The sequence below is a fragment of the Ectobacillus panaciterrae DSM 19096 genome (genome assembly GCF_000430785.1).
In the GTDB taxonomy this organism is placed as follows: Bacteria; Bacillota; Bacilli; order Bacillales; family Bacillaceae_G; genus Ectobacillus; species Ectobacillus panaciterrae.
Genome location: NZ_AUMR01000015.1, coordinates 45986 through 68076, shown reverse-complemented (window position 1 = coordinate 68076; position 22091 = coordinate 45986). Strand labels below are relative to the sequence as shown.

25 protein-coding genes are annotated in these 22091 nt (G+C 42.2%); 17 read left to right on the top strand and 8 right to left on the bottom strand.

Annotation, left to right across the window (positions count from 1 at the left end):
* Positions 1–394 precede the first annotated feature (394 nt).
* Positions 395–631 carry a hypothetical protein gene (locus H540_RS0106415; protein ID WP_028399932.1) on the top strand — a complete coding sequence of 79 codons (237 nt, stop codon included), beginning with the start codon at positions 395–397 and terminating at the stop codon, positions 629–631.
* 123 nt (positions 632–754) lie between these two features.
* Complete coding sequence (locus H540_RS0106410; protein ID WP_028399931.1) at positions 755–958, top strand: YqaE/Pmp3 family membrane protein; 204 nt, start codon at positions 755–757, stop codon at positions 956–958.
* Positions 959–1273: 315 nt separating this feature from the next.
* Here the strand turns inward: H540_RS0106410 and H540_RS0106405 are convergent, their stop codons facing one another.
* Positions 1274–1702 (bottom strand): OsmC family protein, encoded by a 429-nt coding sequence (locus tag H540_RS0106405; protein ID WP_028399930.1) that lies wholly within the window; start codon positions 1700–1702, stop codon positions 1274–1276.
* Positions 1703–2078: 376 nt separating this feature from the next.
* Between H540_RS0106405 and coaA the strand changes: the two genes are divergently transcribed.
* Positions 2079–3002, top strand: coding sequence for a type I pantothenate kinase (coaA, locus tag H540_RS0106400; protein WP_028399929.1), 924 nt, complete (start codon positions 2079–2081; stop codon positions 3000–3002).
* A gap of 306 nt (positions 3003–3308) precedes the next feature.
* Here the strand turns inward: coaA and H540_RS31855 are convergent, their stop codons facing one another.
* Complete coding sequence (locus H540_RS31855; RefSeq protein WP_081415035.1) at positions 3309–3446, bottom strand: YjcZ family sporulation protein; 138 nt, start codon at positions 3444–3446, stop codon at positions 3309–3311.
* A gap of 555 nt (positions 3447–4001) precedes the next feature.
* Here H540_RS31855 and H540_RS0106385 point away from each other — a divergent pair.
* The 3 genes from H540_RS0106385 to H540_RS0106375 all read left to right on the top strand — a co-directional run bounded on the left by H540_RS0106385 (position 4002) and on the right by H540_RS0106375 (position 6001).
* Positions 4002–4490: a GNAT family N-acetyltransferase gene (locus H540_RS0106385; RefSeq protein WP_028399928.1), complete on the top strand. Its 489-nt coding sequence runs from the start codon at positions 4002–4004 to the stop codon at positions 4488–4490.
* Between the two features lie 198 nt (positions 4491–4688).
* Positions 4689–5318, top strand: coding sequence for a YhbD family protein (locus H540_RS0106380; protein WP_028399927.1), 630 nt, complete (start codon positions 4689–4691; stop codon positions 5316–5318).
* Positions 5319–5320: 2 nt separating this feature from the next.
* Positions 5321–6001: a polymer-forming cytoskeletal protein gene (locus H540_RS0106375; protein WP_028399926.1), complete on the top strand. Its 681-nt coding sequence runs from the start codon at positions 5321–5323 to the stop codon at positions 5999–6001.
* 39 nt (positions 6002–6040) lie between these two features.
* On the opposite strand, the gene H540_RS34000 is transcribed toward H540_RS0106375, so the two are convergent.
* Complete coding sequence (locus tag H540_RS34000) at positions 6041–6325, bottom strand: hypothetical protein (protein WP_028399925.1); 285 nt, start codon at positions 6323–6325, stop codon at positions 6041–6043.
* Between the two features lie 192 nt (positions 6326–6517).
* Here H540_RS34000 and H540_RS0106365 point away from each other — a divergent pair, with 192 nt between their 5' ends.
* On the top strand, positions 6518–7102 hold the full coding sequence (locus tag H540_RS0106365; protein WP_028399924.1) for a Crp/Fnr family transcriptional regulator: 585 nt from the start codon (positions 6518–6520) through the stop codon (positions 7100–7102).
* A 7-nt stretch (positions 7103–7109) separates the two neighbouring features.
* On the opposite strand, the gene H540_RS0106360 is transcribed toward H540_RS0106365, so the two are convergent.
* Both H540_RS0106360 and H540_RS32980 read right to left on the bottom strand, forming a co-directional pair.
* The gene (locus tag H540_RS0106360) at positions 7110–7829 is read right to left on the bottom strand and encodes a DUF4386 domain-containing protein (RefSeq protein ID WP_028399923.1); all 720 of its coding nucleotides are present in this window, start codon (positions 7827–7829) and stop codon (positions 7110–7112) included.
* A gap of 415 nt (positions 7830–8244) precedes the next feature.
* Entirely contained in the window at positions 8245–8421 is a 177-nt protein-coding gene (locus H540_RS32980; RefSeq protein ID WP_155890957.1) for a DUF3903 domain-containing protein, read from the bottom strand.
* A gap of 550 nt (positions 8422–8971) precedes the next feature.
* Between H540_RS32980 and H540_RS0106350 the strand changes: the two genes are divergently transcribed.
* Together H540_RS0106350 and H540_RS0106345 are read left to right on the top strand one after the other, a co-directional pair.
* On the top strand, positions 8972–9679 hold the full coding sequence (locus H540_RS0106350) for a cytochrome c biogenesis CcdA family protein (RefSeq protein WP_028399922.1): 708 nt from the start codon (positions 8972–8974) through the stop codon (positions 9677–9679).
* A gap of 97 nt (positions 9680–9776) precedes the next feature.
* On the top strand, positions 9777–10280 hold the full coding sequence (locus tag H540_RS0106345; protein ID WP_028399921.1) for a CcdC family protein: 504 nt from the start codon (positions 9777–9779) through the stop codon (positions 10278–10280).
* Positions 10281–10305: 25 nt separating this feature from the next.
* On the opposite strand, the gene H540_RS0106340 is transcribed toward H540_RS0106345, so the two are convergent.
* Positions 10306–10734, bottom strand: coding sequence for a DUF2621 domain-containing protein (locus tag H540_RS0106340; protein ID WP_028399920.1), 429 nt, complete (start codon positions 10732–10734; stop codon positions 10306–10308).
* Between the two features lie 63 nt (positions 10735–10797).
* On the bottom strand, positions 10798–11097 hold the full coding sequence (locus H540_RS0106335) for a hypothetical protein (RefSeq protein ID WP_028399919.1): 300 nt from the start codon (positions 11095–11097) through the stop codon (positions 10798–10800).
* Positions 11098–11928: 831 nt separating this feature from the next.
* On the opposite strand from H540_RS0106335, the gene H540_RS0106325 reads away from it, so the two are divergent.
* From H540_RS0106325 to H540_RS0106300, 4 genes are all read left to right on the top strand, one after another.
* Positions 11929–12120 (top strand): hypothetical protein, encoded by a 192-nt coding sequence (locus H540_RS0106325; protein ID WP_028399918.1) that lies wholly within the window; start codon positions 11929–11931, stop codon positions 12118–12120.
* A 1197-nt stretch (positions 12121–13317) separates the two neighbouring features.
* Positions 13318–13758, top strand: a complete 441-nt coding sequence (hutP, locus tag H540_RS0106310; protein WP_028399916.1) for a histidine utilization transcription antiterminator HutP — start codon at positions 13318–13320, stop codon at positions 13756–13758.
* Between the two features lie 101 nt (positions 13759–13859).
* On the top strand, positions 13860–15389 hold the full coding sequence (hutH, locus tag H540_RS0106305; RefSeq protein ID WP_028399915.1) for a histidine ammonia-lyase: 1530 nt from the start codon (positions 13860–13862) through the stop codon (positions 15387–15389).
* 180 nt (positions 15390–15569) lie between these two features.
* Complete coding sequence (locus H540_RS0106300; RefSeq protein WP_028399914.1) at positions 15570–15872, top strand: rhodanese-like domain-containing protein; 303 nt, start codon at positions 15570–15572, stop codon at positions 15870–15872.
* Between the two features lie 97 nt (positions 15873–15969).
* On the opposite strand, the gene H540_RS0106295 is transcribed toward H540_RS0106300, so the two are convergent.
* On the bottom strand, positions 15970–16779 hold the full coding sequence (locus H540_RS0106295; protein ID WP_028399913.1) for a YitT family protein: 810 nt from the start codon (positions 16777–16779) through the stop codon (positions 15970–15972).
* A gap of 446 nt (positions 16780–17225) precedes the next feature.
* Here H540_RS0106295 and H540_RS0106290 point away from each other — a divergent pair, with 446 nt between their 5' ends.
* The 4 genes from H540_RS0106290 (at position 17226) to H540_RS0106275 (ending at position 22042) form a co-directional block, all read left to right on the top strand.
* Positions 17226–18035 carry a protein phosphatase 2C domain-containing protein gene (locus H540_RS0106290; RefSeq protein ID WP_028399912.1) on the top strand — a complete coding sequence of 270 codons (810 nt, stop codon included), beginning with the start codon at positions 17226–17228 and terminating at the stop codon, positions 18033–18035.
* A 196-nt stretch (positions 18036–18231) separates the two neighbouring features.
* Positions 18232–19791, top strand: coding sequence for a fatty acid--CoA ligase (locus H540_RS0106285; protein WP_028399911.1), 1560 nt, complete (start codon positions 18232–18234; stop codon positions 19789–19791).
* Positions 19788–20927 (top strand): acyl-CoA dehydrogenase family protein, encoded by a 1140-nt coding sequence (locus tag H540_RS0106280; protein WP_028399910.1) that lies wholly within the window; start codon positions 19788–19790, stop codon positions 20925–20927. Before H540_RS0106285 ends, H540_RS0106280 begins: the two co-directional genes overlap by 4 nt.
* Before the next feature lie 2 nt (positions 20928–20929).
* On the top strand, positions 20930–22042 hold the full coding sequence (locus H540_RS0106275) for a CaiB/BaiF CoA transferase family protein (RefSeq protein WP_028399909.1): 1113 nt from the start codon (positions 20930–20932) through the stop codon (positions 22040–22042).
* Positions 22043–22091: the final 49 nt, after the last annotated feature.

Below are 22091 nucleotides of genomic sequence, written 5' to 3'. Positions count from 1 at the left end.
CGACAGAAATATATAAAATCGGTCGATACCCACTCGAGCACCCTTCCAAATCTTTAGATTCTCGAGAATGATTTTCCTGTCGGCATATGTAATGCGAGGGTTTAAAAAATCATTACATTAAAATTAAAGGAAACACGAGGTAAAGCACGATACAGTATAGAGTAATACTACAAAGATTTAAGGAACGGAAACTGTCAGCTTAGAAAGGTAAACGTTACATCATTTGTCTGTCACTTCGCTATACACAAGATATGTGCCTATTCAATACTTTAGTACAAGGCAAATGTTTTTTGTTTGGCTCCGCTGAAAATTCGTAAATTCATATAGCTTATGTAAGTACTGAATGTAGCGAGGAGCTTGTTGTGAAAACAAAGGAATTACTTTAGAACAAAAAGTGAAAGAGAATGATAGAGTAACAGATAATACAGGATATTGGAATTGGCAGGGAGCTAATCCAGAAGATTGGATTCATGCAGCAGTGTCTGCAGCGAAGCAAGATTCTCCTGGGATTGTAAATGATATGATGAAAGATTGGTTCTTAAAAGCAGCTGTATCGCAAGTGTATAAGGATAAATGGCGTGAAGCGGTTATGCCAACGAATAGAAGAAAATGTACGAAGATTCAAATATAGGATAAATTTATGAAATAAGATGAAGATACACTTATGAGAAGAGCGCATAAGAAACGTATGGTATAATATGGATATAGGTTCGAACTATAATAAGAATGTGTACGTAAGAAAGGGGCTATGATCATGATGTACTTGTTAGCGATTTTACTGCCGCCTGTTGCTGTGCTATTTTGCGGCAAACCGGTGCAAGCATTATTGAATCTGATTTTAACGCTGATTTTCTGGTTCCCCGGTGCCGTTCATGCTGTTTTGGTAGTACGCGATCACAAGGCAGATAAGCGGATGGAGAAGCAGACGAGAGAAATTATAAAAGCAAAGAAAAGATAAGCTCACTTTTGAAGCAGAAAAATATATAAAGTATGGATTTAAGCTATGGAAAAGTTATCAATCCCAACCGGATATGGAATTGATGAGAATGCTTGTGCTGTTTTCGAAAATGAAATTTATTTTTCAAGTATAGGAAAATCAGTTCATATACTATAAATGAAAGGCATTGGGCGTCCAATGCCTTTTGCCCTGTTCATTACTTTGTAAAGATCAAATCATAAATTAAAAGCGAACACCAATTTTTATAGTTTTCTTTTTATGTAATGGCGGCTTGAAAACCCTAGTCCATTTAACAGAATAGGGGTTTCAAGCAGGTTATTGTATTGTTTGTTTCCCATCCTCACCATTTATCGAATAGCTTACGGTGATAGCAGCACTCAATGAATGAGAAACAGAGCAATATTTATCTTTGGACAGCATGATTGCCCGGATGACCTTGTCTTCAGGCAATTCTCCTTCCAATGCGTAATGAATATGAACCTTTGTGAAGCGCTTCGGATGGTCTTCTGCACGTGTTCCTTCTACTTCCATATGAAAGGAGACGGGATTCAGCCGCATTTTCTGCAGGATCGAAATAATATCGATCCCGGTGCAGCCCGCAACCGCATGCAAAAGAAGTTCTGTCGGTCTCGCCCCGCTGTTTTGTCCTCCCGCTTCTTCAGCCGCATCCATTTTGAGTTCATGTCCTGATGGAGTGAAACTTGAAAACGCCATTTGTCCTGTCCACGTTACGTTTGTTTTCATGTGTTTTCATCCTTTCAACGTGTTATATTCCGACTATACTAGTATGTGCCAATTTAACATAATTCCGAAAGAATTCTCCTTCCACAAGGAGCCATAGCGAGTAGTGAGGGGATGAATTCCAGTTTGGAACAGCCAATTGCAAATTTGCCAAACTAAGCATCACAACGACTGTTTGAAATTCGCCGGCGCTGCAGCTGCCAATACGATGAAAAGAACGATTACATATAGGGTTAATCTTTTTTTGAGAATATTTTAGTTCTTCTAAAAATAGATATACATGCTGGTATTATATCTTATATAATTTGATAGGAAGTACACGTATAACATTAAACATTTATCAGGTTCAATAAATATATTGCAAAAGGTGGCAGTCACAATGCATTTCGATACTCCTTATATTGAATTCGGCCGCGAACAATGGGCGGGGCTGCGAGATCATACCCCTCTCACTTTAACAGAACAAGAGCTGGAGAAGCTGAAGGGCTTGAACGAACAGGTGTCCCTGCAGGAAGTGGAGGACATTTATCTTCCTTTGACGAGTTTAATCAACCTGTATGTGAAAGCATCTCAACAGCTGCACGAGATGGCCTCGTCGTTCTTGGGAAATGATACGAAGAAGGTGCCTTATATCATCGGAATTGCAGGGAGCGTGGCGGTAGGGAAAAGCACGACAGCCCGGCTTCTGCAGACACTGCTGTCTCGTTTTGAAAACCATCAGAAAGTGGATCTCATTACAACCGATGGATTTTTATATCCAAATCGTATCTTAGAGCAAAAAGGAATTATGAATAAAAAGGGCTTTCCGGAAAGCTATGATATGAAGAAATTGATTCAATTCATCTCAGATGTGAAGGCTGGAAGAAACAAAGTGACAGCACCAGTGTACTCCCATCTTGCGTATGATATACTTCCCGATGAAGCTGTGGAAATAAGCAATCCCGATATCCTTATCGTAGAAGGCATCAACGTTCTGCAGGTGAGCAAAGCGCATCAGGTGTTCGTCAGCGACTTTTTCGATTTTTCTTTATATGTGGATGCGCGCGAAGAAGATATTGAGAGATGGTACATAGAACGATTTTTAATGCTCCAGCAGACGGCGTTTCAAAATCCGAAATCCTATTTCCACCGTTTTACCGATTTGTCTAGAGAAAACGCAGTCACGATGGCAATGCAAATTTGGAAGGATATCAACGCCAAAAATCTGCACGAGAACATTTTGCCCACAAAAGGGCGCGCGCAGTCGATTTTGTATAAAGGCACAGATCATAAGACGGAGAGGATTTGTCTGCGGAAGCTTTGAGGCTGATTGATTCATTTTATTTTGCGTACGCTTACAATGGAAACTTATATACTTCATTGAGCAAAAACATCATGACTGTTAGGAAGAATATCTGTGTTTACGATTAAGGAAATACAGGCACCGCATCTGGCGTTAGGCATACACTAACCAAGGAATTGCTGGAAACGAGGAGAGAGCGGCCGTTTCTGATTCGATTTGACAGAGTTCGGCAAAGACAAGAACTGTTTGACAGTGTATATGTATATTAAAGCATAATTAGAAAGCCTTCCTGCGATACAGAAAGGCTTCTTCCATAGTTTGTAGGTTTTAGCAGTAGCCGTAACCACCGTAACCGCCGTAACCGCCGCAGCCCCAGCTGCAACCGATAATAATTAAAAGAATGAACAATACTACTACAAGAGCGAAACCGCTGTGGAATCCGCTTACGTGATCATGATGACTCATTCTGTATGCCTCCTTCATAATATTGGGGTAAAAGCTGATGGGAATAAAATTAACTGTACAATTTACCATATGCTTTTTGATGTAAAATGCAGGTAGTCCCATAAAAAAGGGGCTTGGCCGAGAAAATGCTCAAATTAAACACGAAGTGGAGAGGATGACATATCAAACAAACGTTATTATGGACAGCGGAAAAGAATATTTGCTGGAAATTAACGCAGAAGAATTTTTGAATATAGACGATTTCAGATGAGGAAATGGAAAGTTATCGTTATTACTGTGCTTGTAACAGTCTTTTTCATGATTGCGCTGTCCATTGTTTCACCGCATAACATTCTTCATAGAATGAGTGCTGAAAGTATTTTAAATGATTCTAGTTTAAAAGGGGGATTTACGAATAAAAAAGTTGAAAGTGTTACATATAAAGGCGATAATACTTATATTGTAAAAACAAACAAGAAAGAGTTTGTTGTTCAAGAATACTATACTGTTATGAACTGCAAGTGGAAGGTATATGAGCTAAAAAGGAAACGAATTAGGTGCTTTAGGGGGGATTGTATGAATTACAAGGTTCGCAGAATGCAAGCAGCGGATATTCCGGATGTGCAGCACATTGCAAAAATGTCTTGGTACGATACTTATGAGGGCATGATCCCGCGTGAGGTTCAAGATCATTTTCTTGATTATGCCTACTCAGATGAGATGATGCATCGCCGCGTTGCGCATACATTGATGTTTGTGGCAGAAGCAGACGGGAAAATTGTCGGGTTCGCTAATTTCCCGCATGTAAACGAAGAGAAGGAAATGGAGTTGAGTGCAATCTATTTGCTTCCTGCTTATCAAGAGCAAGGAATTGGAACGGCTTTACTAGAAGCGGGACTGCAGGCTGTGCAAAATGCTCAAAAAGTATATGTGAATGTAGAATCAGAGAATCAAAAAGGCAAAAGGTTTTATGAAGCTAGAGGATTTGTGCAAATGCATGAGTTTGACGATGATTTTCATGGTTACATATTAAAGACGACACGAATGGTGCTTGTAGTTACATAAGGAAAAAGACTCGCTGCGGCGAGTCTTTTTCTATGTAAAGCGTGTTATCGGATGATCTCTTCAATTTTTAACTCTTTAAACAAAATGGGGGATGTTTTCAATGAAACTTGTTGAATAAAAAATAGCCCATCTTTTCTTTTTTTGCTTAACAACGTAACAATGTTATGTTACACTGATTTCAAGAAAGGAGTGTCACGCATGGAAAAGGATCTCATTTCAAAAAAAGACCTTCTAGAGCTAACTGGCATTTCATACGGACAGTTGTACCGCTGGAAGCGGAAAAATCTTATTCCGGAAGAGTGGTTTATCCGAAAGTCCGCGTTTACCGGACAGGAGACGTTTTTCCCGAAGTATGAGGTGTTGGCACGAATCAATAAGATTCAAAACATGAAGGATGATTTATCATTGGATGAAATAGCAGGCATGTTTTCTTCTTCACCAATTGATGTTGCTTTGTCCAAAGACGAAATTGTAAAACGTAACATTGTTTCGAATGTGGTGTTGGAAATAGGAGATCAAGTATACGGAGCGAAAGAGAGCTTGCCATTTGAACTGCTTTTTCCTCTGTACGTCGCAGATAAGCTGCTCCATTCAGGTGAAATCAGCATAGAAGAAGGAAGAACGATTCTACAGGTCGTTTCGGAGCATTACCCCAAGCTCCAAGAAAAGCCGTTTGAATTCGTTGTGCTGCGAAAGTTGGGCATATCAGTTTGCTTGCTTGTCGTGAATGGAAGTGACATGGCTGCAGAAAAGGGATGCAAAGTTGTGGCGCGCCTGCACATGGGAAGCTGCATGGAAGAATTGAAAGTAAAAGTGACGGAGGGATAAGGATGGAGAAAGGCAGAAACTTAATCATCGCGGGATCTGGAAGTGCCGGGGGCGGCGAATTTGATGCAGTGAAGATTAGCGGAAAAGGGCAGGTTCACGGAGATGTCGCATGTGATGTGTTCAAAACGAACGGTGCGAGCGACATCTTTGGAAATGTGCAGGCTAAAACGATGACAGTAAACGGAGCTTCTAAATTGGAAGGGAATTTAGAAGTGGGAGAATGGAAGATACAAGGCTCGGCTGATGTAAAAGGAAAAGTAAGCGGAGAAGTCATCAAGGTGGAAGGGTTCGTTAAAATTGAAGGGGATTGTGAAGCGGAAAATTTCACAGGAAAATGCCACTTCACAATCGGCGGTATGCTGAATGCGGGCTTTATTGACATTGATTTGTACGGCGCATGCTCTGTTAAAGAAATTGGCGGAGAGACGATCCGCATTCAAAAGGAAATGTCCTTTATCCGCTTGAAGGAAATGATTAAATCGATGTTTAATTACAGTGATAAGTTAACTGTGGATACAGTCGAAGGCGACGATATTTACTTGGAGTATACAAAGGCAAAGGTCGTGCGCGGCAATCGTGTGAAGCTTGGAACAGGATGCGAAGTAGAGCTTGTTGAGTATAAGGAGTCGTTTGAACAGGATAAGGATGCAAAGGTGAAGCAGTCCGAAAAGGTCGGTTCTTAAGTAAAAGCACCTGTACTTGCAATACAGGTGCTTTCGTATTTATAGTTCTTTTGCAGCAGATATGGTATAGCTAACGCTCTTCTTCCCAATTTGCAGTACAATTCCTGTCGCCAGCAGGCAAAATGCTCCGGCAAGCAAAAATGTATAATGGTAGCTGTTCAGGACAGTGCGCATCCAGCCGGAGAATATCGTTCCGATTAAATCGAAAATACCGATAGTCGCAAGCATGTTTGCCGCCGTTATTTCTGCGATGCCGTGCTCGACACAAAGCGGAATGAAGTGGGTGCCGATGAGCCCGTATTCTCCTTTATAAGTTGGTTTCAAAGAATTCTATGTTTCTTGGCGTCACTCTGTTAAGTGACAATAATTATTTTTTCCAACTAACATATTAATGTAGGTTTATAATGAAGAAAGAAAGTTCAAAGCTATTTATTGAATAGCTTGCTAAGAAGTTTTGTAATACAAAGATGATGTTGATCATAATGACTCAATTAAAGGAGTTAAATGGAGAGGAAAATGAAAAAAATATTAATGAAGTATATGACTAGATTTACAACACTAAACGAAGAAGAACAACAGGCAATCGTTGAAGATGTACAAATTGAAGAATATAAAAAAGGAACAATACTCCTTAGACAAGGAGATGTTCCTACTAAATGTTATTTTGTATTGAAGGGATGTGTTAGACAGTATTCTATAGATGAAACGGGAAAAGAGGTCACATCCAATTTCTACACAGAAGAACAAGCCATTTCGAATTTCAATCATCATAGACAGGATAAGTCATCCGCGTACTCTTTAACTTGTCTAGAAGACTGTATATTGGTCGTTGGTGACCTTGACTCCGAAAAGGACATGTATAACAAATATTCACAATTGGAAACAATGACACGCAAGATGATCGAGCACAACTTTGGTGAGGTACAAGATGAATTGGCTTCATTTATTGCATCTACACCAGAAGAACGCTACAAAGCGCTAATACGAAAACGACCTCATTTAGTCGATCGTGTACCCCAACATCAATTGGCGAGTTATCTTGGTATTACCCCAGAATCATTAAGTAGAATCAAGAAGAGAATCAATAAAGATAAATTTTAGGAAGTTGTTATACATCTTTAGGGACTTTTCCTCCTCTGAATAGCAGCCATATACCAAAGCCCAATTCTCCTACAATCATTGGTACATTAAATACAATTTTAAGAATTGAAATTACCGCATTATATTGTGAAAGAATCGTGTTAAATAAGTTAATGACAATATAGCCTATTGAAGCAAGCAACAATAAGACGCTAATGACTTTAGGTATTCTGTCTGATTTGAAAACCAAATAGCCTACAATCATGAGATGCCCGCCAAAAATGATCAATCCTATAGACCAAATAGATTCAAATGCTTCAAGAAACAACATCATATGTGCCTGAAGTTGATCGGTTTTAAATAATGATAAATAGTCTGTACTTTTCGAGAGAAGCAATACAAAGATCAAATTCAGTATGGCAATTCCCAATATAGTCGCATAAGTAAGACGGAACCATGCCCCGAGCAATGAAAGGCTTTTATTAATTGGCTTCAGAAAGATGTAGAAAGCCCAGGCGACCACAATGTCAGTGATTAGGATGATGACCCAGCCAAAGATTTCAGCTTTGAAAAGCATATTTGATGACTTAATGTTATTAAAAGTGGCGCTGGCATCCCCTTGCACCACAAGACTTCCATGGGCAAAGCCATAGGAAAAAAATGCAGCAAGTGCCATGATGATAAGTGATGTGCCAGCAACCAGAGCAGATTTTCGTTGATACGATTGTTCTTTTACTGAGGTAGCCATAATATACCCTCCTATATTACAATGTTGGTTTCATTTTAATAGGAAGATTATGACTGGTCATTGACTTAAATCAAGAGTCCAAATTATTTTGATATTTTACAATTATATACAATAGTTGGTGCGGTGAACCGTATTATAAATGAATAAGGTTTGTTCTATTTTCAGATGATGTTATATGTGTTTAGAGCATTAAGATTAAACAACTTTATTATATGTGAACACAATCTGCGTCAAAAGAAACAAAATGGGAGAAGATTTCTCCCATCCTTTAAAATATTTTGGATTGCTCTATATGTATCTACTTTTTGTGAAATATGAATGCATAAGAAAAAAGCGGTCCCGTGACCGTTTGGTGTCTAGCTCCACCGGCAAGGAGCAGAATCTTAGGTTCTGCTCCTGAGCGAGACGGTTCCGTTTAGGCATGCTGTAGCACTTGGACGTTTGGAGAAGCATTTGAGCCGAAGCGGCGCACAAGCTCCTCCATTACTTTTTGTATGGCGTACGATTCTGAAGAAGCTGACACGATAACAGTTTCCTTAACATATCGATTTCCTTGCCAAAACGCATATTCGACCGAGTACTGAAACAGCATACACCCCACCCTTTCCTCGTATGAAATGCTATTTTTTGGAATATATTCTACGTATCTTAGTCCATCTCCTGTTGGAATATTTACATAATCATTGCCAGAAACGCTGAATTCACTTTCTTGCGTCCTGTGTCAGGGGGGACGATTCACTGTGAGGTGACCATCACTCATTACGAACCGCTAGCAGACAGAATACTTGCAGCTTCAAAGATAGAATGCTTTAATCGGCATGAAAAGAAAGTTTTGGAAGGCTTGTTTCAAGGGATTATCAGATAATGAATATGCATTATGGCAAGGAGTAAGATGGCGCAATTGGCCATCTTCTTTTATTCGGATAAGCTGGGTGATACTTGGAAATGATGCATATCATTTCTGCAGAACTATATAGTCAACTGCCCTTACTACGCTATATGCCGGCACAAGTTTTGCTTTTAGTTGGCATGTTTCTCCCCCAAAGTTGTACAATACTAGTAGACACAAAACCTTTACATATGTTTTCGTTCAGCTTTAAGGGAAAAGTTTGCTACAATGGGGGTTGGAGAGGAGAGAGAGTATGCAGGATATCAATATATTTCTGGCATTCGGGGCAGGATTTTTATCGTTCATTTCCCCGTGCTGCTTACCGTTATATCCGGCGTTTTTATCGTACATTACCGGAATGTCCGTTTCTGAATTGAAGGAGGAGCAGGGAATGCTGCAAAAGCGCAGTATGCTGCACACGGCCTTTTTCTTAATCGGTTTTTCTATCGTGTTTATCGCGATTGGGTTCGGTACGACGTTTATCGGAGAATTTTTTAACGATTATCAAGATTTGATTCGTCAATTGGGTGCCATTTTTATTGTTGTATTCGGACTTATCATCGTTGGGTTATTGAAGCCGGCCTTTTTAATGAGAGATCGCAAGTTTACGTTTAAAAGCAGACCGTCCGGTTATTTCGGCTCTGTTATTATCGGCATTGCATTTGCAGCCGGCTGGACGCCTTGTACAGGGCCTATTTTAGCTGGTGTAATCGCGCTTGGAGCGACGAATCCGGAATCTGCGATGATGTATATGGTTGCGTATATATTAGGCTTTGCGATTCCGTTCTTTGTGATGTCGCTTTTCATTTCCAAGCTTTCCTGGATCAAGAAAAACAGTGTCAAGTTTGTGCAGGCAGGCGGCTATATCATGATTCTGATGGGAATTTTGCTGTATTTTGACGGTATGACGAAAATTACGATTTACGTGACGGAACTATTTGGAGGATTCACCGGCTTTTAATTTTTAAGTTTCTATTTTAGAAATGTTGGAAATACTGATGACAAAGGCATATAATAAAGGTACATTGTTTACTTTTAAGACAAAAGGAATGATAGAAATGAATTTCGTACTTTTATCTAGTATCGTTGCTGTTTTTATGATGATTGGTGTTACTTTCGTCCGATTGAAAGCATCAGCAAAGCCTGCATCTTTGAAGAAAATCATTCTTCCGCCGGTTTTTATGAGCACAGGAGCGCTCATGTATATCGTGCCGGAGTTTCGCTTAACGCCGCAGGAAATGGCTGAAGCGATAACGGTCGGTTTAGTTTTCTCTGTTTTACTGATTAAAACGTCTAAATTTGAGATTCGCGGTCAAGAAATATACTTGAAGCGCTCTAAGGCGTTTATTTTCATCTTAGTGGGATTGCTTGCAGTGCGGATCGGTTTAAAAGCGTATTTAAGCCAATCGATTTCGTATGGTGAACTGAGCGGTATGTTTTTCTTGCTCGCCTTTTCCATGATCGTTTCTTGGCGCATCGCCATGTATCGCTCCTACAAGAAGCTGGAGCTTGAGCTCAAAAAACAAGATGACTACTATGATAAAAACGTGAAGCTAACATAAAAAACCTCGGATATCCGAGGTTTTTTTACTTTAATAATGCATGATGAGCAGCATAATCGATTTTCTTTTTATCGAGCGTTTTCATTAAAAATTTATGATCGCGCTTTGGGGTCGCTACTATATAGCCTTTAATGATTAAATCCTGCGTAATAAAAGGCGCTTTCTCCTGCAGGGCAAGCTCACCGATTTTGCCTGCGATTTTGGAGCGGGCTACATCGCGGAACAACTCCGGAACCGGACTGACCAATTCTTCAAGCAATGCTTTTTGTTCTTCGCCCCATAAGTGCCGTGTTTCATCAATATAATGCGCTTCCCAATCGAGAATGGACATGCCGTCCTCTTTTGGCAGACGCTTTAAAAACTTTCGGAACATAAAATAGCCGCCAATGGACATCAACCCAAGCAAAATGACTGTCCATACGACAATAAACCAGCTGAACCATCCGCTAAGCATTGCATATCCCCCTTTAGATTACTAAATTTATTATAAGACGCAGGGAGAAGGCAGCGCAATACATTATACGAAATAGAGCTCATCAACCACTAATGACTGCTCCTGATCCTGGCGGTATTCAAGAATGAGCGTGCCCACTTTCCGGTCTTTCTCCTCTGTCGTGTATACAGAATATGAAGCGAAGCGTTCTTCTGATAAACCTTGAATAATCGTCGGAAGGCAAATGTAATCGTGATTATGTAAAAACAGAAGCAGCTCGCTTTGCTCGAAACGGCCGCGGTCGATTACAGTCCGTCCCACATATTTGTGCTGCAGCTGTTTCATTGTTTCGTTCCACGATAATGCTTTTTCATTCAGCAGCATTGTTATCCCCCCTCTAGTACTACTCATACGTATGAAAAATATAAAAAAAGAACATACGTTCCTGATTATAACTGTTTTTCAGGAAAAAGGAAGCATAAAAAATCCCCGTACAAATAATAGTCCAGCATGTCCGGCTTCCTAAATCAACAAAATTCATTATAAGGCCTCGCAAAGTAAGGAAACAAGTGCTTTGCTCATAGATATATAATTGTTTATATTCAAAATTTGGAATTGAAGAGTGCATTCGTATTGTCTTTTAAAAAATGCGAGAATTTGTTAAGGTAGAAGAAGGAAGATCATGGAATTTGAAAAAGGAGAAATGATGAAGCTGATTACGGTACAAAAAGTATCTGAAAATCATATATATATATACAAATGAATAAAAAAACCGTCTTTTTATAGTGGGGAGAGATCGTCCGGCGACGTGCAAAAGCAATCAAACCTTTGTAGTGGTTCATGCAAGAATAAATCAGAGAGAAGAAGCATACCATACTCCTTCTGGTTGCACATAGCACATGGGCATGTCGAACTTATCATTCACTCATATATAGAAGGAATCATTCATGTTTGTGTAAGCGGCAGGCGTGATACATATGAAGAATTGCATACAAAGGGATATATTAAGAGAGTCATAGAAGAAACGTATAGGAGGAAAAAGATCCATTCGCAGATGGAGCAAGAAAGCTGTATAAGTTGTTTGTACAATATGATGTTTCTTGCGAGCTTGTGGAAGTGAAGGGAATGGGACATTATTTTCCGGAGGACTTTGCTTAATATCTTCAGAAGTGCGTACGTTATTTAAGCGAATGAAGCGCAAAAAGGAGGAAGCATATGTCTAAACAAATGATTGTCAACATTTTGATATTCCTATGGTTTTTTGCAGTGTTTTTATTGATGCACTTGTATTTTCCAGATGCGGAAGCAGGCCGCTATATCATCACTGCGGTACCGTTGCTGGCAGTAGGGTTTTTTCTTATTTCCTTGGCTACAGATTTAATTACGGCTTTTGTCAAAAAGAAATAAAATTGAAATTGGAAGTGTACGCCATATCGATACTCCTGCTTTGTTATGCACAGATACAGCGACACACTATAAATTGTTGTAATGAAAGATTTGCAACACGAAGCCATCAATATTATATATGAGTGAATTATAATTTCGACATGTCCATGTGTTATGTGCAACCAAAAGGGAGTATTGCATGCTTCTTCTCTCTGATTTATTCTTGCATGAACCACTACAAAGGTTTGACCGCTTCTGCATGCGGATGATCTCTCCCCACTATAAAAAGACGGTTTTTTTATTCACTTGTATATAGCAAGAAAATTTACTGAGAGCATAAAAAAACTTGGTGTTATTAACCAAGTTTTTGTCGGTATTTATAAACATACACTTTTTCTGCTAAATAACTGACGATTAAACCGATAATTATAGGAACCAAAGAGCCTACGTTCCTTTTCTCATTAGTCTTGATTGTTTCTAACTAGTCTATTGAGTAATGGAATTAAAGATGAAAGCAGCTGTGAGTTTAATAAATCACTGTTCGAATAATTTTGTCTCGTTCTTACATCCGAATCGACCTCTGTATCTTGATTTGCTCTTACATCCGAATCGACATTTAAGCGGACTCCGGAATTACCGCTGTTTTGAATGTGTGCGTGGTTATGTGTATTATCTGTCATTTATCGATCATCCTCTACTATTTTATTAAGAAGCGGAATCAATGAATCAAGCAGTTCCGCATTCAATGGATCAGTGTCTGAATAATTTTGTCTCGTTCTGATCATTCTCTTCTTGATCATTCTCGTTCAGATTACTTAAAGTTGCAGATTCACTGCCTAAACCGCTTGGTGTGCCATTCCGAAAACTCAAATAAGCATTCCTGCGGCGGCGTAACTTATTGAGATAACTACTAGCCAAGATAACCTCTCCTTTTTTATCCCAATTAATATGGCCACACCATAATGTATGTTGACAAGACAGAACTAGTATGGATAAATACACTAGGACAAATGTTGTTTTTTTGAACTGGTATGATAAGTATCAGGGGATGACAGTTACACAGTAAAAAATTTTTAAAGCTGGAGAAGTAGACAGTTCATCATATATGCAGGATAAGATAGAGACAAGAAAAAGAAATATATTGACTTATGATAACGTTTTCATATATACTGAAATTTATAGATTAATTGAAAGAAAATTGAGAAAAGAGAGATTCTTATGCTTCTAGAGAGAAACAATCGGATCGGCCGTTTGGCAATGCTGCTGGCGCTTACCGACGAGAGAGAGCAGAGTGTGACAAACATTCCTGCCAATTGGCAGTATTGTATCGGGAAGGTCGGCTCGATGAATTCGCAAAAAGTTGTGGCAGCGATGGAAACTGCTGCAAAGAGTCAGCATATTATTAAAGTAAACGTATACCGAGAAACACATGCGTTATATCATGCGATCATGGAGGCGCTGTACGGAGTTACAAGAGGTCACGTTCAGTTAGGAGATGTGCTTCGTACGGTAGGACTGCGCTTTGCCATAGTTCGCGGCAATCCTTATGAGTGCGAGAGCGAAGGAGATTGGATTGCGGTTGCGCTGTACGGTACGATCGGAGCGCCTGTAAAGGGCTCAGAGCATGAAGCAATTGGACTTGGAATCAACCACATATAATGTGCCCAAAGTGAAGAGATAATCAGGGGGCCTTGCTTTTTAAGACGAGTACGTCTTAAAGGGTAAGGCCTCCTTTTGTCTTTTTGGGGAAGGAGGAAAACATGATTACATTAACAGGACAGTCATTAACAATACGCGACATGGAGCGCCTTTTATACGAGGGCGACACGGCTGCCGCTTGTCCAAACAGCATGGAAAAGGTGGCACAGTGCCGGAAAGCCGTGGAAGAAATTGTAGCGGAAGGAAAAGTTATATACGGTATCACAACAGGGTTTGGAAAATTTAGCGACGTTCTCATCGAAAAAGACCATGTGGAAGCGCTGCAGTACAATTTGATTGTGTCTCATGCATGCGGAGTCGGTGAGCCGTTTCCGGAAGCAGTGTCGCGAGCGATGCTTATTTTACGTGCCAATACACTGTTAAAAGGATTTTCGGGCGTGCGCCCGCTTGTAGTAGAAATGCTGCTTGAGCTTGTAAACCGTCGCATTCACCCGGTCATTCCGCAGCAAGGCTCGCTCGGCGCAAGCGGCGATTTGGCGCCTCTGTCTCATCTTGTTCTTGTTTTGATGGGAGAGGGTGAGGTGTTTTATCAAGGGGAACGCGTCCACTCTATGATTGCTTTGACGAAGGAAGGATTAATCCCACTTAGTTTGCAGGCAAAGGAAGGCTTGGCGCTCATTAACGGGACGCAGGCGATGACAGCGATGGGGGTTGTCGGATATCTGGAAGCGGAAAAGCTTGCCTATCAGTCTGAGTTGATTGCAGCCATGACAATGGAAGGACTGCGGGGTATCATAGATGCGTTTGACGCAAGTATACATGAAGCAAGAGGATATCGAGAGCAGATAGAAGTTGCAGAACGCATACGTACCATTCTTCGCGACAGCAAACTCACAACAAAACAAGGTGAACTTCGCGTCCAAGATGCGTATTCTCTGCGCTGCATTCCGCAAGTGCACGGCGCAACGCGGCAAGCGCTGAACTATGTGAAAGAAAAGCTGGAAATTGAGATGAATGCTGCAACTGACAACCCTCTCATTTTCGACGGCGGAGAGAAAGTTATCTCAGGCGGAAACTTCCATGGCCAGCCGATTGCATTTGCGCTGGATTTTATGAAAATCGCAGTTGCAGAACTTGCGAATATTGCCGAGCGCCGTATCGAGCGTCTTGTAAATCCGCAGCTGAATGATCTGCCGCCGTTTTTAAGCCCGGAGCCGGGACTTCAGTCCGGCGCGATGATTATGCAGTATGCGGCAGCATCCCTTGTTTCTGAAAATAAAACACTTGCTCATCCGGCAAGTGTAGATTCTATTCCGTCTTCGGCCAACCAAGAAGACCATGTCAGCATGGGAACAATCGGCTCCCGTCATGCATACGCAATTATCGCAAACGTGCGTCGCGTTTTGGCAATCGAGATGATCTGCGCTATGCAGGCCGCAGAATATCGCGGTGTCGAAGAGATGAGCAGCGCTACAAAGTCCTTTTATTATCAAGGGCGGCAAATCGTTCCGTCCATTACGAAGGATCGTGTGTTTTCAACGGATATTGAAGCTTTAACAGCTTGGCTGAAAGAAACAGATTGGATGAAGCATCGCGTTTTGAATACAGAAATCGCAGAAGGGGAGAGATGAACATGGAACAAATGTCTTTTTAATTTGATATATACCATTTTGGGTATGTAGAGTACTGATGTACAATATGAATAAGTGGACTTTCACATCGTGCATCCGTCTTATGATTTTCGCATAAATACTATACAGAAATGAAAGACTATGTTCGGACAAACGATACTAACGGAAGGAGATTTTCATATGTATAAAGAAATTACGCCTGATGAGGTTGAACAGCTCGTTCACGGCAAAAAGGATGTAAACATCATCGATGTGCGCGAGCATGAGGAGGTGGCGCAAGGGAAAATTCCGGGCGCGTATCATATCCCGCTTGGAGAACTCGAGAGCCGCCTGAAAGAAGTGCCGGAGGATAAAGAGCATATTATGGTATGCCGTTCCGGCGCCAGAAGCGGCAGAGCATCCGAGTTTCTGGCAGAACGAGGCTATAATGTCAAAAACATGAGCGGCGGCATGCTGGCATGGAAGGGCGAAACGGAAAAATAAAAAACAGCCGAGAATGTACTGTCTTTTTCAAAAGACGATTTTTTTATTCAGTTTTATATAAAAAAGAATTCAGGACGGGCAACGTCCTGAATTCTTTTTATCCTCTTCTAAAGAGTCCCAATACTTCTACTGTTTCTGTAATATTCACAAATGCCTGAGGGTCTGTTTCGGAAATCAAGGATTTGATGCCAAACAGCTCCTCACGGGAAATCACTGTCATGAGCACCCGCTTTTTTTCGCTAGAATAAGCTCCTTCGCCTTCTAAAAGGGTAATGCCGCGCACAACGCTCGATAGTAAGCGTTGCTTCATTTCCTCCGCTTTATTCGTCACGATCATGAGTGTCAGCTTGCGGTGCTTCGTATGAACCGCATCAATAACTTTACCTGTTACGAAAATGGAAAGCAAGCTGTTTAGAGCCGCATCCCAGTTAAAGAAAAAGCCTGAAACGATAATAACTCCTGCATTCAAGAAAATCAAAAATCCGCCGAGCTGAATGTCTCGTTTGCGGGACAAGAGCATGCCTATTATATCAAAACCGCCTGTCGAACCGTAACAGTTCAGCACGATACCGATACCCGCCCCAGCAATTACCCCGCCGAACAGCGAGGAAAGCAATGCTTCACTAGCAATCGGCTGCACGGGTATATAGTACATGCCGACGGAAATGACAACCACTGACAATACCGTGTTAAAAACAAAACGCTTTCCCAGCCCGATATACCCTAACACGAGAATAGGCGCATTGAGCAAAAAGTTCACCATACCTGCGTTAAAAGGAGTTAAAATACCAACGATAATGGCAATGCCGCTCAGGCCGCCGCTGAGGACTTTATGGGGAATAAGAAACATGTTAAAAGAAATTGCTACTAATAATGACCCGATTATTATACCGAACAACTTGCGCATTCGACCCCGCCCTTTACTGTAATTTTCACCGATAATCAAAGAGTGTTAAAAAAATTATAATGGGATTTTCTCCATTTGTGGGAAAACAGCTTATTTTGCCAAATTATACTAATCGGAATAATCTGAAAATATGTATATATGTTTGTTTAATACGCGCTATTATATATAAGTGAATGATAATTTCGACATGTCCATGTGCAACCAAAAGGAAATATTGTATGCTTCTTCTCTCTGGTTTACCCTTGCATGAACCGCTACAAAGGTTTGACCGCTTCTGCACGTCTTTTAATCTCTCCCCACTATCAAAAGACGGTTTTTTTATTCACTTGTATATAGGCTGTTTTCTAACTAAGATGTAACATATTGAAAACATAATCGTCACATAGATGTTTTACAATAAAAGCATATAAAGGTTTTCCAGCGTATCACTAAAAGGGGTGAGGGATATGAAAGTAACGAGCTTTCAAAAGAAAAGTCCGCTTAAGGAAGAATGCGAGGATGCGTATTTTCAAAATGAAACGGCGCAAATATACGGTGTATGTGACGGCGCTACGCCGCTTGTTTCATTTCAAGACGAGGATGGTCATAACGGAGCTTATCTCGCCTCTCATCTATTTCAAGCATACTTTGAAGAGGCTGATGCACATGAGCCTCTGGCAGCGGGCATCGTAAAAGCCAACGAGCTTCTTGGCAAGAAAATGGATAGGTACGGAATAGACAGGACACAGCGGCATCAGCTTTGGTGCACCTGCATTGCCGCTGTAAGCATAACGGACAAAATTATTCATTGCGCGCAGCTCGGCGACTGCATGATTGTCGCCAAGTATAAAGACGGAAGAGCGGAAGTGATTACGACAGACACGGTAAGAGGCATCAGCGAACGTGCGAAAATAAAGAGAGAACGCGATCGCATGAGCGGTCTGCCGGTGCCGCAAGAGAGTCATTTTTTAAATCCTGCCGAGCGTCTTCTGTATAACCGTTCCATGGCGAATACGCCGGATGGGTATGCAGTTGCGAACGGGATGAAAGAAGCGGCATTTTATATTCAAACAAGAGTATTGAATCGTTCTGAGATAGAAGCATTATTTCTTTGCTCGGACGGTTTGTTTCATCCGGATTTTTCTTTAGTCGAAACAGCGCAATGCGTCTGGACAAATGGAATAGAGGCATATGCAAAACAGTTGGAACGGGTTGAGAAAGAACGAGGAATTCGGCCGGATGATAAAACGGCGCTCATCATTTGGCTGCACCTTTGAAGTTGATTTCAAGGGTGTTTTTGTTAGGATGAGTTTTTGGAAATTTGTCTGTTTTTGTTGTGTAAATGAGTATTATGTCGGATTGTTTTCCCTCTTAATTATCAGAATATTGCTATAATTATAAGAGGTGTATCTTTTATATGTATTTCTTCAAACAAAACAAATGAAAGCGGTTTAATTAGAGGGGGCGGAAACGATGTATGTAACATTAGGAAAACTGTTGGAGATTACAACGAGTAATTACCCTCACCGAGAAGCGATTGTAGAGCCGGACCGGAATATTCGCTGGACGTACAAGCAGTGGTCGGAGCAGGTGGATAAGCTTGCGAATGCATTGCAGCAAAGCGGGGTGCGAAAGGGTGACCGTGTATCCTCGTTTTTGTTCAATTGCAATGAGCTAGTGACCGCTTGCTTTGCGTGTGCCAAAATCGGCGCCGTATTTAATCCGATTAACTTCCGCTTGAAGCCGGGCGAGCTGGCATATATTTTGCAGGATGCATCGCCGAAAATCGTCCTGTTCGAGCAGCAGCTGCTTCCAATCGTGGAAAACACTCATGATCAATTTCCTCATATCGAGTTTTGGTATATTGACGAACAGCCTCCAAACTTTGCTGCATCATATGCTGAAAAAGTACAAGCCGCATCATCTGAATTCCAGCCAGCAGACGTAACAGAAAACGATATATGCTCCATTATGTATACGAGCGGAACAACAGGTCATCCAAAGGGTGTACTGCACCGTCATCGTGAAATTACGGATCAAAGCATCATGTGCAACGCTTATTTGAGCGTAAGCGGTGAAACGAGAGGACTTGTGACAGCGCCGTTGTTCCACTGTGCCGAGCTGCACTGCTGCTTCATTCCGCGCGTGCACAGCGGGGGAGCGAATGTGATTTTGCATCATTTCGATCCGAAGGCCGTTCTGCACACGATTGGGAGCGAGCGCATTACGACATTATTTCTTGCTCCAACGATGTGGAACATGATTTTACAAGAAGATGTATCGCAATTTGACTTATCCTCCCTGCAGCGCGGTTTGTACGGGGCAGCTCCGATGGCGCCTGCACTGATCAAGGAATGTGATGAGCGTTTGCAGGTTGCTTTGGTGCAGGCGTACGGCATGACGGAAATGGGGCCGGCTGTTACGTTCCTCCGCGAGCATGAGCAGCTTTCTAAGGTCGGGTCGGCCGGAAAGCCCGGCTTTAACCATGAGATTCGTGTTGTGCGTCCGAATAAAGACGGTCCGTCTGAACCGGATGATCTGCTGCCGCCGTATGAAGTGGGTGAAATTATCATGCGCGGTCCGTGCGTGATGGCCGGCTATTTTAACCGCGAGGAAGCGACAGAAAAAGCGCTGTATAAAGGCTGGTATCATTCCAGAGATCTCGGCTACTTTGACGATGACGGCTATTTATATATCGCAGACCGCGTGGACGACATGGTGATCAGCGGTGGTGAAAACATTTATCCGCGCGAGGTTGAGGACTTTTTATATACGCATCCCGGCGTGCTGGACGTAGCCGTTTTAGGAGAACGGGACGATTTATGGGGGCAGCGGGTTATTGCATACATTGTGCCTAAAGATGCCAAGCTTACAGCAGAAATACTTGATGACTATTGCAAAAACAGCGATAAGCTTGCGCAGTACAAGCGTCCGCGCCGTTACGTATTTGTTAAGCAATTGCCGCGCAATGCGAGCGGAAAAATACAAAAATTCATTTTGCGAAATGAAGCGGCAGAGGAGAAAGCGAAGTGAGCGCCCGGTATTTACAGGAGGAGCATCATATATTTCGTGATGCTCTCCGCAAATTTCTTGAAAAAGAAGCATACCCGTTCTACAGCCAATGGGAAAAAGAAGGCATCATTCCTCGCGCGCTGTGGGAGAAGATGGGCAGAAACGGGTTTCTTGCTCCGATGACAGACGAGGTGTACGGCGGCTGCAATGCGGACTTCGGCTATTCTGCTGTAATGAATGAAGAGCTTGAAAAGGTTGGTTCCAGCCTAGTGGGAATCGGGCTTCATAATGATATTGTAGTGCCGTATCTTGTTCATTACGGGACGGAGGAACAAAAAAAGCGTTGGCTTCCGAAATGCGTAACAGGTGAGTATATTACGGCCATTGCAATGACAGAACCGGGCGCAGGCTCTGATCTTGCAGGCATACGTACGACTGCCCGCAAAGAAGGAGACCATTATATTGTCAACGGTGAAAAAACGTTTATTACAAATGGTATTCATGCCGATCTCGTTGTTGTTGTATGCAAAACGGACCCGAAGGCTTCCCATAAAGGAATCAGTCTCCTTGTCATAGAGCGGGGAACAGAAGGATTCAAAAGAGGAAAAAAGCTTGAGAAGATCGGCTTGCACAGTCAGGATACGGCTGAGCTTCTGTTTGAAGATGCGCAGGTGCCGACTGCGAATTTGTTAGGCGAGGAAGGAAAAGGGTTTTATTATTTGATGCAGCAGCTGCAGCAGGAACGTCTCGTCGTAGCGATTGCGGCAAAAACAGCGGCGCGCGTCATGTTTGAACAAACAAGAGGCTATGTGAAGCAGCGAAAAGCGTTCGGTAAAAGCATCAGCGATTTTCAAACCGTTCAATTCCGCTTGGCTGAAATGCTCACAGAAATCGAAATCGGCAGCACATTCGTGGACGAATGCATCTTTGCGCACATGAACGGGGAAAACGTTGTAACTAAGGTTTCGATGGCAAAATGGTGGCTGACAGACTTGGCAAAAAAGGTTGCGGCGGAATGCATGCAGCTGCACGGCGGATACGGATATATGGAGGAGTATGAAATCGCGCGGCGTTATCGGGACATTCCGGTTAGTTCCATTTACGCCGGCACGAACGAGGTCATGAAAATGATTATTGCAAAGGATATGGGGCTGTAGCAATGCTTAGCGGAATTACAGTGCTCGATTTTTCGCATTATTTGCCCGGTCCGTACGCCACACTCCGTCTCGCTGATTTAGGGGCGGAGGTTATCAAGATAGAGCCATTATTCGGAGATTTGGCAAGGGGCTTTGACCAGGAAAGCCGCGCTCTGTTTGCTGCAAATAACCGAAATAAAAAAAGCGTCAGCATAAACGTGAAAGAAGCAGAGGGCGTACAAGTTGCGCTTCGGCTTATGAAGCAAGCAGACGTTGTTGTGGAAAGCTTTCGCCCGGGTGTCATGTCCCGCTTTGGTCTCGGGTATGAGGAAGCGAAGGAGCACAATCCGAAGCTGATTTATGCGTCTGTAACCGGTTACGGACAACAACATCCGCATTCTCATCTGGCGGGGCACGATTTGAATTTTATGTCGGTCAGCGGTGTACTCGCACAGCTGAAAAGCAGCGACGGTGTCCCTGTCCATCCGAAGCTTACGCTTGGAGATGAAATCGGCGGCATGCTGACGAGCGAGAAAATACTCGGTGCACTATTCAGGCGGGAACGTACCGGATACGGCTGCTATCTCGACATTTCGCTGACGGACAGCTTGACGATGCTGATGAACAGTCATGTTATGCTGCACGATTTATTCGGCAAGCAGCATGGACTTGATGTGTTAGGCGGCACAATTGTCTCCTATTGCTTGTACGAAACAAGCGATGAACGATTTGTCGCTCTTGGGGCGGTAGAGAAAAAGTTTTGGGAGCGCTTTTGCTGCTATGCCGGACGAGAGAATTGGATTGAACAGCAATATGCAAAGGCTCGTGAAGGGGAAAGTGTATACGAAGAAATAAAAGCATACTTCAAAAGCAAGCCGTTCGCTTATTGGGCGAAAGCGGCGCTAGAAGCGGATTGCTGTCTCACTCCGGTTTTCGAAACAGGCGAACTGGCACATGCTCCGTATACGGCGCACTTGATGAAAGATTCCTATGTATATACGCATGCAAAACCTGAATTCGTTCAGCCACCCGGTCTAGGAGAACAAACGAAGGAAGTACTGGAGCAGCTCGGTTTAGCAGAATCAGAAATTGTGAGATTACAAGAAAAAGAAATTATTGGAGGAATCTTCGTATGATGATCCTGTGTTTCCGTTTTTATCGGAAAGTTTTTAAAGCAAGCATTGC